This is a genomic window from Burkholderia sp. AW49-1 (assembly GCF_053427845.1).
This window is the reverse complement of record NZ_JBSAXF010000012.1, coordinates 196,640-209,999: the sequence shown is the minus strand read 5'-3', so window position 1 is coordinate 209,999 and position 13,360 is coordinate 196,640. Positions and strand designations below refer to the sequence as shown.

Genomic DNA, 13,360 nt, shown 5'->3' with positions numbered 1-13,360 from the left:
TTTTGTTTTTCGGCGAACCGGAAAGCGGCCGAGCCGCTTGCTTACGGCACCATCCCCGGCAGCACGTAGGCCTGCACGAGCGTGATCAGGCCGACGATCACCGCGAACAGCAGGCTGTGGCGCAACGTGAAGCGGAACAGCTCCGATTCCTTGCCGACGAGGCCGGTCGCCGCGCAGGCCACCGCAATCGACTGCGGCGAGATCATCTTCGCGGTCACGCCGCCCGTGGTGTTCGCGGCGACGGCGAGCGTCTCGGGCACGCCGAGCTGGTGCGCGGTCGCTTGCTGCAGCGAGCAGAACAGGGCGTTCGACGACGTATCCGAGCCGGTCAGGAACACGCCGAGCCAGCCGAGGAAGGGCGAGAAGAACGGGAACGCGGCGCCGGTCGCGGCCAGCATCAGCGCGAGCGTCGACGACATCCCCGAGTAGTTCGCGACGAACGCGAACGCGAGCACGAGGCCGATCGAGAGGATCGGGCGCGTGAGTTCCTTCAGGGTCTCGCCGAACGTGACGAGCGCGTCGCGCGGCTTCATCCGCAACAGCGCCATCGAGATCAGCGCGGTCACGAGGATCGCGCTGCCCACCGCCGACAAGAGGTCGATCTTCAGCACCGCGTCGAGCACCTTCGGCGTCGCGGCGATCGGCGCCGTCTTCACGACGAGCTGGTCGAGCCCGGCCACATGGAACTTCAGGACGGTCGACGCGAGCGCGCCGTGCGCGGCGAACAGCGCCTTGAACGGCGCGAGGCTCCACACGGTGACGACGGCCGTCAGGATCAGGAACGGCGACCACGCGCGCACGGTCTGCGCGAGCGTGTACGGCGACGCCTGGCGGCTCGCCCCCGAGCCATTGCCGCCCGCGCCGAATCCCGCGAGCGCCGCGCCGCCGCCGGACGCGACGAGGCCGCCGGCTGTCTGCTTCGCGCTGCTCGGCTGCCAGACCTTCAGGAACGCGGCAAGCGATACGAGGCTGACGAGCGACGACGTGATGTCCGGCAGCTCGGGCCCGATATGGTTCGACGTGAAGTACTGCGTGATCGCGAAGCTGCCGCCGGCGACGAGCGCGGCCGGCCAGGTCTGCCGCACGCCGCGCAGCCCGTCCATCATGAACACGAGCCAGAACGGCACCGCGAGCGACAGCAGCGGCAACTGGCGGCCCGCCATCGCGCCGATGTGGAACGCGTCGATGCCGGTCACCTGTCCGGCGACGATGATCGGAATGCCCATCGCGCCGAATGCAACCGGCGCGGTGTTTGCAATCAGACACAGTCCGGCCGCGTGCAGCGGCTTGAAGCCGAGGCCGACGAGCAGCGCGGCCGTGATCGCGACGGGCGCGCCGAAGCCGGCCGCGCCCTCGAGGAACGCGCCGAACGAAAAGCCGATCAGCAGCATCTGCAGCCGCTGGTCGTCGGTAATCGACAGCACCGACGCACGGATGATGTCGAACTGTCCGGTCTTCACGACGATCTTGTACAGGAACACGGCCGCGACGATGATCCACGCGATCGGCCACAGGCCGTACGCGAAGCCGAAGCCGGCCGCCGCGAAGGCCTGCGGCACGGGCATGCCGTAAGCGAGGATCGCGACGCCGAGCGCCAGCAGCAGCGTGATCGCGGCGGCGACGTGCCCCTTCATCCGCAACGCGGCGAGCGCGACGAAAAAGAAGATGATCGGGATCGCGGCGACGAGCGCCGACAGCCCGAGGCTGCCGAGCGGGGTGTAGATCTGATGCCAAACCTGCATGGGTGTCTCCTCCATGGATTTCTATTGGTACGGGTTTGAAAGCGGGGGGCTATTCAGGCTGGCCGCGTGCGCGCAGCAGGTCGGACAGGCTGCGCGGCGCCGGTTCGAGCGGTGTGCGGTGTTGCGTCCAGCCCATTTGCTTGGCCGGCGTGAGCGCGCGCAGCCGCGTCGCGGCCCAGCGGAATGCGCGATACGCGCGCGGATGCGCGAACGCGCCCGACCAGAAGCGCCACACGAGGTCTTCCGCGCGGTTGTAGTTCGCGCCCTGGCCACGCAGCGGATGCGCAACGGGTTCGTCGGGCTTGCGGTTCGCCTCGGTGCGCAGCCGCACGAGCAGTTGCGGGATCGGAATCCGGACCGGGCACACCTCGCCGCACGCGCCGCACAGCGTCGATGCGGTCGGCAGGTCGGCCGTCGCGTCGAGGCCGAGCAGGTGCGGCGAGATGATCTTGCCGATCGGGCCCGGGTAGGTCGTTCCGTATGCGTGGCCGCCGATGCGCGTATAGACGGGGCAGTGATTCATGCACGCGCCGCAGCGGATGCATTGCAGCGTCGCGCGCAGCTGTTCATCCGCGTAGGCCTGTGTGCGGCCGTTGTCGAGCAGCACGAGATGCAGCTCGCGCGGGCCGTCGCGTTCGCCGTCGCGGCGCGGGCCCGAGATCAGGTTGAAGTAGGTCGTGATCGCCTGGCCTGTGGCAGAGCGCGTCAGGAGGCTCGACAGCGGCACGATGTGCTCGAGTTTCTCGACGACCTTCTCTATGCCCATGATCGCGACGTGCGTGTCGGGCACGGTGGTCGACAACCGCCCGTTGCCCTCGTTCTCGACGAGCCACAGCGTGCCCGTGTCGGCCGCCGCGAAGTTCACGCCGGACAGACCGATGTCGGCTTCCGCGAACGCGCGGCGCAGCGCGCGCCGGCCGGTCTGGATCAGTTCGTCGACGTCCTCCGTGTAGCGCGTGCCGGGGATGTGCTCCTCGAACAGCTCGGCGATGTCGCCGCGCGTCTTGTGGATAGCCGGCATCACGATGTGCGACGGCTTCTCGCCCGCGAGCTGCACGATGAACTCGCCCATGTCGGACTCGATGCAGTCGACGCCGTGATCCGCGAGGTAATGGTTCAGCTCGATTTCCTCGCTTGCCATCGACTTGCCCTTGATCACGCGGCGCGCCTTCTTCGCCTGGGCGATGCCGAGCACGATCGCGTTCGCGTCGGCGGCCGTCTCGGCCCAGTGCACGTGCACGCCGGCCGCCGTGAGCTTCGCCTCCAGCCGCTCGAGCAGCGCGGGCAGTTGCGCGAGCGCGTGCTGCCGCACGGCTTCGCCGAGATCGCGCAGCTGCTGCAGCTCGGTGTCGTCGGGGAACTGGGTCGCGCGCTTGCCTTGCAGGAAGTCCATCGCGCCGCGAAAGCTCCGGCGCAGTGCGGGATCGTCGAGCGCGGCGCGCGCGCGGGCCTTGAAGTCGCCGGGGGCGACGAATTGCAGCGGTTGGTCGCTCATCGCGGCAGGTCCTGGCAGGCGGTTGCGGTCGGTTCGGTGACGATCACGACCCAGAGGTTGCGCGGCCCGTGTGCGCCATACGCGAGTGTCTGCTGGATGTCGGAGGTTTTCGACGGGCCCGACACCAGCACGACGTTGGCCGGCATGCCGGCGTGCCAGCGTTCCGCGTGCACGGCCGCGTGGAGGTCCGCGTGCAGCGTGTTCGCATGGACGAGCGCGACGTGCAGCGGCGGCACCAGCGACACCGTGCGCGGCGTGCCGGCATCGGGCGCGAGCACGACGGTGCCGGTCGCCGCGATGCCCGAGCGCGCGACGGTGAAGCCCGCGTCGATCGTGTCGAACAGCTCGGCTTTCCACGCGTCGATCGGCCGGTCGAACGGCACCGGTGCGACCGCGTCGGGCAGCGCGCGCGCGAGGGCAGCGGATTCGGCGCGGGCCGGGTCGAGCAGCAGACGGCGCACGCCGGCGTCGGCGAGCCGTGCGGCAAGCTGCGCGGGCCACGCATCGGCGGTGGCGCACCAGACGTCGGCGTGCGACGCGGCGAGCGCGGCCTGCATCGTCTGCACGAGCGCATGGGAATCGGGGGTGACCGGTGCGCGGCGCGCCGCGTAATGCGTGTCGATGCGCGCATCGAGGGCGGGCGCGGCGTTCGCGGCGACGCCGGGCGCGGCGGCGCGCAGGCGCGCGAGGATGGCGTCGCGCGCGCTCATTGCGCGTCTCCGCGCAGCGAGCCGGCGCCTGCCGTGCGGCGCCACAGGAAGCTTGCGAGATGCTCGACGGGCAGCGTCGCGCCGGCCTTGGTCGCAGCGTGGCCGATGTTCAGCAGGCAGCCGCAGTCCGCCGACACGAGCCGGTCGCAGCCCGTCGCGCAGGCTGATGCGACCTTGTCGCGCACCATCGCGCCGGAGATGTCTGGGTGCTTCAGCGAGAACGTGCCGCCGAAGCCGCAGCATTCCGATTCGCGTTCGTGTTCGATGCGCGTGACGCCCGGCAGCGCGTCGACGAGCGCGACGCCGTGCACGCGCGTGCCCATCTCGCGGCGGGCCGCGCACGACGTGTGCAGCACCACGCGCTCGTCCGGGCCGGCGTTCGTGTCGATGCGGTCGAGCCGCACGTCGAGCACATGGACGAGGAATTCGGCGAGTTCGTAGGTGCGCTCCGCGATCGCACGCGCCTTCGGGCCTTGCACGGGATCGTCGGCGAACAGGGCCGGCCAATGGTGCCGGATCATGCCCGCGCACGAGCCGGACGGCACGATCACGGGCCACGGCTCGGCGAACAGATCGAGCTGCGCGGCCGCGACGCGGCGAGCCTCGTCGGGATTGCCGCTGCTGTAGGCCGGCTGCCCGCAGCAGCTCTGGCCGCGCGGATAGTGGACGGTCAGGCCTTCGCGTTCCAGCAGGCGGACCGCGTCGAGCCCGGCTTCGGGGACGAACAGGTCGACCAGGCAGGTCGCGAACAGATAGACGTGCGCGGGTGTGGCGGCGGGGTAGTGCCTTTCGTTCATGTCTCGCTCCAGGTTGCCGGCCCGGCAAGCGAATGCGGGACGACGATTTCGCTGCATAATTCCTGCGACGGCGCCGTAGCTCAAATTGGTTGGGCCAATCGGCGTGGCGGGTAGTCCGATGGAGAGACGGCGATGGCGGCGATGACGGCACGGGGCCGGACCGAAGTGGTGATGCGCAAGATCGAGACGGCGCTGCTCGACGGCACCTGGCCGGCTGGCGTGCGGCTGCCGGCCGAGCGCGTGCTCGCGCAGCAGTACGGCGTGGCGCGCAATACGGTGCGCGAGGCGACGCAGCGGCTCGTCGCGCGCGGGCTGCTGCAGAGCCGGCGCGGCGCGGGCGTGTACGTGACGGACCAGTTGCGCTCGGGCATCGCATCGCCGTGGGGCCAACTGGTCGCCGACCACCCGGCGCTGCGCGACGACATACTCGAATTCCGTCGCGTGCTCGAAGGCGCGACGGCGTATTTCGCCGCGCTGCGCGCGGATGCGAACGACCGGCGCCGGATCCGTACGCTGCTGCGCGAGCTCGAGACCGCGCACGCGAACGACGACGCGGCCGTCGAGGCATCGACTGACGCGAAGCTGCACGAGGCGATCGCGCTGGCGTCGCACAACACGATGTTCCTGCACCTGCACACGAGCGTGATCGGGATGCTGCGCGAGCACATCTCGATCAACGTCACGGGGATGACGACGCACGACGAGCAGGCGTCCGAGCAGCTGTTGCTGCAGCACCGGGTAGTCTGCGAGGCGATCTGCGCACACCGGCCCGAGGAGGCGCGCACCGCGATGCAGACCCATATCGACTATGTGCGCAGCCACTTCGAGGGAAGCGGCGATATGCCGTGAAATTGGTTGGACCATGGGTGCCACGTGCCCGTCTGGCGGCCCAGCCGGGGCTGCCGTTTCAGGATGCCCTCGCTGGCGGCGCGCGTAGCGGTTGCACGGCGCCGCATGCGCGAGCCGCGCGATTGACCGGTTCATCGGGCGCCCACTAGAATCGATTGGAACCACCCGTCAGCCGCATGCTGCGGCGATTGCGGACCTGTTGATCCGCCTGTCGAGGAAGTTTCCGTGCTTACGTCTTTGATCCGGCGCGCGCCGGCCGCGCTGTCCTGGCGCGCCGCCTGCCGCCCGGCCCGCGCGCTCGCCGTCTGCGCGCTGCTGTCGCTGGTCGCCGCCTGCGCGACGCATCCGCCGGCCACCACGCTCGATCGCCCCGTCTCGCACGCATTGCCGACCAATACCGCGACGCCTCTGCGCAACGCGCTGGCCGCACCGGAAGCCGCGCATCCGGGGCAATCGGGCTTCCGGCTGCTGCCTGACGGCGCGACCGCGCTGCAGATGCGCATCGCGCTCGCGCGCGCGGCGACGCAGACGCTCGACATGCAGTACTACATCGCGACCGAGGACACGACCGGCAAGCTGCTGCTCGGCGCGGCGCTGTATGCGGCCGATCGCGGCGTGCGTGTGCGGATGCTGGTCGACGACCTGAATTTCCGCGACATCGACCGCGTCATGGCCGCATTGAATACGCACCCGAAGATCGAGATTCGCGTGTTCAACCCGTTCGGCGCGTCGCGGTACGGGATGGTCGAGCGCACGGCCAACTCCCTGACGCGGATCGACAGCTTTACGCGGCGGATGCACAACAAGGCGATGATCGCGGACAACCAGATCGCGATCGTCGGCGGCCGCAACCTCGGCGACGAATACTTCAGCGCGAGCCCGACGCTGCAGTTCCGCGACCTCGACGTGCTCGCGGCCGGCCCCGTGACGAACGAGATCTCGACGAGCTTCGACGACTACTGGGCAAGCGCGAGCAGCTATCCGCTGCGGGTGCTGAATCATCAGAAGTTTGATCCGAAGGATCTCGACGCGATGCGCGACGAGTTGCGCGACCACTGGCGCAAGAACGCCGACCCGTACAACGCGAAGCCGCTGAACGCGACGCCGCTCGCGCAGCAGATCGCGCGCGACGAGCTCGAGCTGGTGTGGGCGCCGGCCGAGTTCAAGGTCGACGCACCGGACAAGGTCACGCGGCCGGCCGGCGCGTACGTGAGCCCGCCGATGCAGCGCCTCGTCGAGCTGACGCGCGCCGCGCAGCAGGAGTTCCTCGCGTTTTCGCCGTACTTCGTTCCGCACGACGCGGGCGTGAAGATCCTCGGCGACACGGCCGCGCGCGGCGTGCGCGTCGCGATCCTGACCAATTCGCTCGCCGCGACCGACGCGGTCGCCGTGCAGGCCGGCTACGCGCCGTACCGCGTGCCGCTGCTGCAGCACGGCGTCGAACTGTACGAATTCAAGGCGCGGCCGAACCCGCCGCGCGCGGGCCTGTTCGGTTCCCGCTCGCGTGCGAGCCTGCATGCGAAGGCGTACGTGATCGACCGCAAGATCCTCGTGATCGGGTCGCTGAATCTCGATCCGCGTTCAGCGTACCTGAACACGGAACTCGCGCTCGTGATCCACAGCCCGAAGATCGCGCAGCAGGCCGCGGCGATCTTCGGGCGCGTGACGCAGCCCGACGAAAGCTACCGCGTGAGCCTCGCGACGCCGGCGGGCGGCGGCACGCCCGAACTCGAGTGGACAGGCGCCGACAACGGCGAGCCGGCCACCTATCACGTCGATCCGCATGCGGGGCTGCTGCGCAACCTGATGACCGGCCTCTTCATGCTGCTGCCGGTCGACGACCAGTTGTAAGGGCCGGAACGGCTCGGGCCAAACCCGCGATACCGGTGCGCGGGGAAAGGTGATATGGTTGTGCGCGCAACGATATGTGTATCGTGACGGGTGCCGCCGGACGGCTCGTGCAACGTGGGCCGCGGCGGTGCCGAACGACGCGGCGCACGCACCTGCGCGCCGCGTGCGCCGCCAAAAGACGAGGGGCGATGCGCGAGCCGCCCGCAACCGGAGTGCCCCCATGCAACGAGTACCAAACCAGCCGTTCACGCGTCCCGCCCGCTTCTCCGAAGCCGAATGGCAGGCGCGCGTGCAGCTCGCGGCCGCCTACCGGATCTTCGATCATCTCGGCTGGACCGAGCTGATCTACAACCATATCTCGCTGCGCGTGCCGGGCGAGGACGGCCATTTCCTGATCAATCCGTTCGGGCTCCATTACCGCGAGGTATGCGCGTCGAACCTCGTGAAGATCGACATCGACGGCAATGTGATCGGCCATTCCGACTGGCCGATCAATCCGGCCGGCTTCACGTTCCACAGCGCGATCCATGCGGCGCTGCCCGACGCGCACTGCGTGATGCACGTGCACACGACGCCGACGATGGCCGTGTGCTGCTCGCGCGACGGGCTGTCGTTCTCGAACTTTTATTCGGCGCAGTTGTACGGGAAAGTCGCGTATCACGATTTCGAGGGCATCACGGTGCATCTCGAGGAAGGGCGGCGCATCGTCGAGAGCGCCGGCGGGCGGCCCGTGCTGCTGCTGCGCAACCACGGGCCCGTGACGATCGGGGCGACGCTCGCGCAGACCTTCTCGTTGATGTGGCTGCTCAATCGCGCGTGCGAAGTGCAGGTCGCGACCCACGCGATCGGAGACGCACTGCCGATCGCGCCGCCGGTGCTCGAGGGCTGCGTGCGCGATTCGCTGAATTTCGATCCGAAGCACGGCGCGGGGCAGGACGCATTCGACGCGTTGCAGCGCATCGTCGATCGGATCGATCCGGGCTATCGCGCGTGAGGGCGCGGGGGCGGCACGACGTCGGACTCGATCGCCGCGGCGACAATTGATTCGTGATGCTTGACGGCCCGAGCAGCGATATTTACCCGACGCGTGCGTGCATGCCGCCCGGGCACAGGCAAAAAAAACGCGGCCGGATGGCCGCGTGAATACTCGCAGACTCCTTCGGACGAAGGAAACAAGCAACTGTGAGACGAAGTGTAGCGAAAGGCCGCGCGCGGATTCAGGGCTCCCGTTGCAAAGGTCTCTTCCAGGTTCCGTCAGGCTGGCGAGCGACGCTGCAGTGCCGGATCGACGGCGATCGACTACCATCATGGAACGTCCCCGTCCGGGTGGCGTATCCCGTCGTACAAGGAGGATTCATGCCGAAGCTGCGTTTGCTCCAGGTGGCGTTGCTGGCGGGTGTGCTGGCCGCCGGCAGTGCCGCCGCCGAAACGGTGCGCCTGTCCGCCAGCCTGCAGCCGTCGAGCGAAGTGCCGCCCACCGCGACCAAGGGCGCCGGCGCCGTCGCTGCGACTTACGACACGGCCACCCACATGCTGCAGTGGACGGTGACTTACGAACACCTCACGGGACCGGCCACCGCCGCGCATTTTCACGGGCCCGCGCCGGTCGGCCAGAACGCCGGCGTGCAGGTGCCGATCCCGAAGGACGCGCTCGCGAGCCCGATCAAGGGTTCGAAGGAGCTGACCGACTCGCAGGTGACCGACCTGATGGCCGGCAAGTGGTACTTCAACGTGCACACGAAGGAGCATCCGTCCGGCGAGATCCGCGGCCAGATGATGCCGGCGAGCTGAGGCCGGCGAGCCGCGCGCCGGCGTTTGATATAGAGGCTCCCGTCGAGCGGCGCGGCGACGATCGCACGTACCATCGTCACACTGTGACGATGGAGTGTGTTGGATGAGTTGGCAAAGCAAGTTCGCGTGCTGGCTGCTGCGCCGGCAGTTTCGTCCCGAGACCACGCGCCCGGTGCTCGACCCTGCCCGCGCGCGGCGCTTTACCGATCTGAGGATGATCGTGCCGCGTCGCGCACCGTCGGGCTACCGGCTGCGCGAATGCTACGGTCCCGGCGACGCGCCGCTGCGCGGCGAATGGCTCGAACGCACCGATGCGACCGCCGCTCGCGGGCCCGGCCGCACGCTGCTGTACTTCCACGGCGGCGGCTACTACTTCTGTTCGACGAAAACCCATCGGCCGCTCGTGTTCGGCCTCACGAAGCGCGCGGGCGTGCGCTCGTTCTCGCTCGACTACCGGCTCGCGCCCGAGAACCGCTTCCCGGCCGCGCTCGACGACGCGCTGGCCGCGTACCGGCAATTGCTCGCGCTCGGCACGCCGCCCGAGTCGATCGTGTTCGGCGGCGATTCGGCGGGCGGCGGCCTCGCGCTCGCGACGCTCGTCGCGCTGCGCGATCGCGGCGAACCGTTGCCGGCCGGCGCGATCCTTTTCTCGCCGTGGACCGACCTGGCCGGCACCGGCGACACGATGCGCAGCAACGACGGCCTCGACCCGATGTTCTCGGCCGCGGCGCTGCCGAGGGCGGCGAAGCTGTATCTGGGAGACGAATCGGCGACGCATCCGTATGCGTCGCCGCTCTATGCGGACTTCGCCGGGCTGCCGCCGCTCTTCATCCAGGCCGGCAGCACCGAGGTGCTCCTCGACGATTCGCGCCGCGTCGCCGACAACGCGAAGGCGGCCGGCGTGCCGGTGGAGATCGAGGTGTGGCCCGACATGCCGCACGTGTGGCAGCTCTACACGCCGATGGTGCCGGAGTCGCGCGACGCGCTCGACCGTGCGGCCGCATTCCTGCGCCGCGTCGCCGTCGAGCGGGCGGTTCAGCGCGTGGGCGAGCCGTCGATCGCCTGATACGCGACCTTCACGGCGACCGGGCCGTACTTGCGCTCGAGCCGGCGCACGGTGAAGTGGCCGTGCGCCATCTGCTGGAAGTGGTCGATGAACAGCGTGTTGACGGTCGCCCCGAGCACCGCGCCGATCGCCGGGATCGACTTCGCGGCCATCTGCTCGGTGACCTGCACCGAGAAACGTGATGCCACCGTCTGCACGAGCTTGAACACCGCCGCCGAGCTGTGCGCGGTGATCCCTTTCGTCGTGATGTCCGACGACGCCTTCGAAATCGCCTGCGCGAGCGCGCCGCGCAGCACGAAATAGCCGAGATCGGCGTCTTCTTCCCGCTTGTCCGCGTTGCCGCCCATGCCGAGCACGGCCAGGCACTGCAACTGCGTATCCACCGAGCCCAGGTCCTCGCCCTCGCTGCGCGCGATGTCGCACACCGAGCGGAAGATCAGCGTGGTCGTCACCGGCAGCTCGACCGGCAGCGCGAGGAAGCCGAACGCGCCGCCCGCCGCGCCGGTCGTCGCGACCGCGAGCTTGTGCAGCAGGTTGCTCGGCTTGTCCGGCTCGGCATCGGGCGTCTGCGGCTTGCCGAGCGTGCGCAGCGCGATGTTCAGGCACTTGCGCAGCGCAAGCTGTGTCGCGTCGTTGATCTTGCCGGTCGCGAAGTCGGGCAACCGCGCGATCATCTTCTCGACCGGCGCGCCCAGCACACCCGTCAGCTTCATGGTCAGCGACGGGCTATCCAGCACCTGCTTCGCTCGCCGCAATGCGTCCTGGTCGTCCGGCGACAGCGTCGCGGCAGGCGTGATTGAAATCGGTTCCATCGTTCTCCCTGGCGGCCACAGGCCCCAAATCCATCGCCAGCCTAGATTACTCCGGCGTGCTAGAATTTTGAGATTGTTTGACTCGTCAAAAGTTGCATCAACAAAAAATGGCCGTCCATACTGCCGCCCACCATTCGAGCGGGCAAGTCCTGCCGTTCCGCGAATCGCTGCTGGCGATGATCGGGATTTCGTTCGTCACCATGCTCGTCGCGCTCGACCAGACGGTCGTCGGCACCGCGTTGCCGACCATCGTCGCCGAGCTCAAGGGGTTCGACCTGTATGCGTGGGTCGCGACCTCGTACCTGCTCAGTTCCGTGATCACCGTGCCGATCTTCGGCCGGCTCGGCGATTATTACGGCCGCAAGCCGTTCGTGACCGTGTCGATCGTCGTGTTCACCGGCGCGTCGGTGCTGTGCGGGATGGCCAACGACATGCTGTTCCTGGTGCTCGCGCGCGGCCTGCAGGGGATCGGCGGCGGGATGCTGGTCGGCACCGCGTTCGCGTGCATTCCCGATCTGTTCCCCGATTCCGTCGTGCGGCTGCGCTGGCAGGTATTGATGAGCTCCGCGTTCGGCATCGCGAACGCGGTCGGGCCGTCGCTCGGCGGGATCCTGACCCAGTCGTTCGGCTGGCGCTCCGTGTTCTACGTGAACCTGCCGGTCGGCCTGCTGTCGCTGTTCTTCGTGTGGCGCTACCTGCCGCATCTGCGCCATGTCGAGCACGACCGCAAGATGCGGCTCGACTGGCCCGGCGCGCTGCTGATCGCGCTGTCGCTCGGCGCGCTGCAGCTGTTCGTCGAATGGCTGCCGAAGTACGGCGTCATGAGCTGGGCGTCGCTGCTGCTGATCGTCGCGGTCGGCGCCGGCGTCGGCTTGTGGCATTGGGAAAAGCGCTGCGCGCAGCCGATTCTGCCGTTCGACATGTTCGGCAACCGCGCGCTGTCGGCGCTGTTCGTGCTCGCGATCCTCGCCGGCTTCTCGATGTTCTCGCTGCTGTTCTACGCGCCGCTGCTGTTCCAGGGCGGCTTCGGCATGTCGCCGAAGGAGGCGGGGCTCGTGATCACGCCGCTCGTCGTGTTCATCACGATCGGCAGCATCATGAACGGCCGCGTCGTCACGCGCATCCGCAATCCGAATACGATGCTGCACGTCGGTTTCGTGCTGTTCGCGATCGCATGCGCGGGCATCGTCGTGTCGACGCACACGACGCCGACCTGGGTGCTGATGGCGCTGATGGTCGCCGGCGGCATCGGCCTCGGCTTCGTGCTGCCGAACCTCACCGTGTTCGCGCAGCAGACGGCCGGCCGCGAGCACCTCGGCATCGCGACGGCGCTGCTGCAGTCGCTGCGGATGGTCGGCGGGATGATCGGCACCGCGCTGACGGGCACGCTGGTCAACCAGATGTATTCGAGCGGCGTGCGCGATGCGTTGTCGGGCGACCACGCGCTGCAGTGGCACGCGCAACTCGCCGATCCGCAGATCCTGATCGACCGCGCCGCGCAGGGCAGTCTCGTCGCGGAGCTGACCCGCGCCGGGCATAATGGCGCGCTGCTGCTGGAAGCGGCCCGCGAATCGCTGGTCGGCGCGATTCACCTGGGGGTCGCGATGGCGGCCGTCGTCGCCGTGGTGTCGGTGTGGCAGTGTCGCCGCGTGCCGCCGATCGCGCTGCGGCACAAGATCGAACCGCATGTCGCGGCCGATTGAACGAGCACCGATTGAACGAGTAGGCATCAGCGCATGGAAGAACAGGACCGCGTCGCGATCTTGCAGCAATTCGGACGCACGTATCGCGCGTTCATGAGCGCGTTCGAAACGCACGTCGGGCAGCCGATGCCGCGCTGGCGCATCATGGTCGCGCTGCACACGATGGGCGGGCATTCGTCGCAGAAGAAGCTGGTCGAGGTGCTGCGCATCGATCCGGGCGCGCTCACGCGCCAGCTGAAATCGCTCGACGCGCTCGGCTGGATCGAGCGCGCGTCCGACGCCCGCGACAACCGCGTGACCAACGTCACGCTGACCGAAGACGGCCGCGCCGCGTTCGACGCGTGCCTGCCGCGCCGCAAGGCGTTTCTCGACCAGACGATGGCGCAACTGCCGGACGACGTGCTGACCGCGCTGTCGGGTGCGCTGGCGATGCTGGAGTCGCGGATCGCGGAAGTCGGCTCGACGCCGGCGCAGCACTGAAGGGCAGGGCGGAAGCGGCACGACGGGGCGCGCCCCGTCGACCGATCCTGATCGGCACGGCATG

General features: G+C 68.8%; 12 protein-coding genes. 7 read left to right on the top strand and 5 right to left on the bottom strand.

What is annotated here, in order from left to right:
• Positions 1 to 41: 41 nt before the first annotated feature.
• The 4 genes from ACV22W_RS20050 to ACV22W_RS20035 are packed head-to-tail and all read right to left on the bottom strand — an operon-like array spanning position 42 to position 4,744.
• Entirely contained in the window at positions 42 to 1,742 is a 1,701-nt protein-coding gene (locus ACV22W_RS20050) for a lactate permease LctP family transporter (RefSeq protein WP_448021237.1), read from the bottom strand.
• 49 nt (positions 1,743 to 1,791) lie between these two features.
• A complete protein-coding gene (locus ACV22W_RS20045) occupies positions 1,792 to 3,237 on the bottom strand; it encodes a LutB/LldF family L-lactate oxidation iron-sulfur protein (protein WP_448021235.1) in 1,446 nt (481 codons plus the stop codon).
• Positions 3,234 to 3,947 (bottom strand): LutC/YkgG family protein, encoded by a 714-nt coding sequence (locus ACV22W_RS20040; protein ID WP_448021233.1) that lies wholly within the window; start codon positions 3,945 to 3,947, stop codon positions 3,234 to 3,236. Before ACV22W_RS20040 ends, ACV22W_RS20045 begins: the two co-directional genes overlap by 4 nt.
• Complete coding sequence (locus tag ACV22W_RS20035; protein WP_448021231.1) at positions 3,944 to 4,744, bottom strand: (Fe-S)-binding protein; 801 nt, start codon at positions 4,742 to 4,744, stop codon at positions 3,944 to 3,946. Before ACV22W_RS20035 ends, ACV22W_RS20040 begins: the two co-directional genes overlap by 4 nt.
• Before the next feature lie 132 nt (positions 4,745 to 4,876).
• On the opposite strand from ACV22W_RS20035, the gene ACV22W_RS20030 reads away from it, so the two are divergent.
• The 5 genes from ACV22W_RS20030 to ACV22W_RS20010 all read left to right on the top strand — a co-directional run bounded on the left by ACV22W_RS20030 (position 4,877) and on the right by ACV22W_RS20010 (position 10,301).
• Positions 4,877 to 5,593 (top strand): FadR/GntR family transcriptional regulator, encoded by a 717-nt coding sequence (locus tag ACV22W_RS20030; RefSeq protein WP_448021229.1) that lies wholly within the window; start codon positions 4,877 to 4,879, stop codon positions 5,591 to 5,593.
• A 225-nt stretch (positions 5,594 to 5,818) separates the two neighbouring features.
• Positions 5,819 to 7,444, top strand: a complete 1,626-nt coding sequence (locus ACV22W_RS20025; protein WP_448021227.1) for a phospholipase D-like domain-containing protein — start codon at positions 5,819 to 5,821, stop codon at positions 7,442 to 7,444.
• A 220-nt stretch (positions 7,445 to 7,664) separates the two neighbouring features.
• Positions 7,665 to 8,438 carry a class II aldolase/adducin family protein gene (locus ACV22W_RS20020; RefSeq protein WP_166893983.1) on the top strand — a complete coding sequence of 258 codons (774 nt, stop codon included), beginning with the start codon at positions 7,665 to 7,667 and terminating at the stop codon, positions 8,436 to 8,438.
• 362 nt (positions 8,439 to 8,800) lie between these two features.
• On the top strand, positions 8,801 to 9,235 hold the full coding sequence (locus ACV22W_RS20015; protein WP_448021225.1) for a CHRD domain-containing protein: 435 nt from the start codon (positions 8,801 to 8,803) through the stop codon (positions 9,233 to 9,235).
• A gap of 103 nt (positions 9,236 to 9,338) precedes the next feature.
• Positions 9,339 to 10,301: an alpha/beta hydrolase gene (locus tag ACV22W_RS20010; protein WP_448021223.1), complete on the top strand. Its 963-nt coding sequence runs from the start codon at positions 9,339 to 9,341 to the stop codon at positions 10,299 to 10,301.
• Here ACV22W_RS20010 and ACV22W_RS20005 read toward each other — a convergent pair.
• Positions 10,271 to 11,113: an EcsC family protein gene (locus ACV22W_RS20005; protein WP_448021221.1), complete on the bottom strand. Its 843-nt coding sequence runs from the start codon at positions 11,111 to 11,113 to the stop codon at positions 10,271 to 10,273. The two genes, ACV22W_RS20010 and ACV22W_RS20005, sit on opposite strands and share 31 nt — an antisense overlap.
• Before the next feature lie 107 nt (positions 11,114 to 11,220).
• Between ACV22W_RS20005 and ACV22W_RS20000 the strand changes: the two genes are divergently transcribed.
• The gene (locus ACV22W_RS20000) at positions 11,221 to 12,816 is read left to right on the top strand and encodes an MDR family MFS transporter (RefSeq protein ID WP_448021219.1); all 1,596 of its coding nucleotides are present in this window, start codon (positions 11,221 to 11,223) and stop codon (positions 12,814 to 12,816) included.
• A gap of 33 nt (positions 12,817 to 12,849) precedes the next feature.
• Entirely contained in the window at positions 12,850 to 13,296 is a 447-nt protein-coding gene (locus ACV22W_RS19995; RefSeq protein ID WP_059607688.1) for a MarR family winged helix-turn-helix transcriptional regulator, read from the top strand.
• Positions 13,297 to 13,360 lie beyond the last annotated feature (64 nt).

Coding starts and splice junctions, on each gene's coding strand:
- ACV22W_RS20005 (WP_448021221.1), bottom strand. CDS start 11,113: ATGGAACCGATTTCAATCACGCCTGCCGCGACGCTGTCGCCGGACGAC.
- ACV22W_RS20030 (WP_448021229.1), top strand. CDS start 4,877: ATGGCGGCGATGACGGCACGGGGCCGGACCGAAGTGGTGATGCGCAAG.
- ACV22W_RS20045 (WP_448021235.1), bottom strand. CDS start 3,237: ATGAGCGACCAACCGCTGCAATTCGTCGCCCCCGGCGACTTCAAGGCC.
- ACV22W_RS20035 (WP_448021231.1), bottom strand. CDS start 4,744: ATGAACGAAAGGCACTACCCCGCCGCCACACCCGCGCACGTCTATCTG.
- ACV22W_RS20000 (WP_448021219.1), top strand. CDS start 11,221: ATGGCCGTCCATACTGCCGCCCACCATTCGAGCGGGCAAGTCCTGCCG.
- ACV22W_RS20050 (WP_448021237.1), bottom strand. CDS start 1,742: ATGCAGGTTTGGCATCAGATCTACACCCCGCTCGGCAGCCTCGGGCTG.
- ACV22W_RS20010 (WP_448021223.1), top strand. CDS start 9,339: ATGAGTTGGCAAAGCAAGTTCGCGTGCTGGCTGCTGCGCCGGCAGTTT.
- ACV22W_RS19995 (WP_059607688.1), top strand. CDS start 12,850: ATGGAAGAACAGGACCGCGTCGCGATCTTGCAGCAATTCGGACGCACG.
- ACV22W_RS20015 (WP_448021225.1), top strand. CDS start 8,801: ATGCCGAAGCTGCGTTTGCTCCAGGTGGCGTTGCTGGCGGGTGTGCTG.
- ACV22W_RS20040 (WP_448021233.1), bottom strand. CDS start 3,947: ATGAGCGCGCGCGACGCCATCCTCGCGCGCCTGCGCGCCGCCGCGCCC.
- ACV22W_RS20020 (WP_166893983.1), top strand. CDS start 7,665: ATGCAACGAGTACCAAACCAGCCGTTCACGCGTCCCGCCCGCTTCTCC.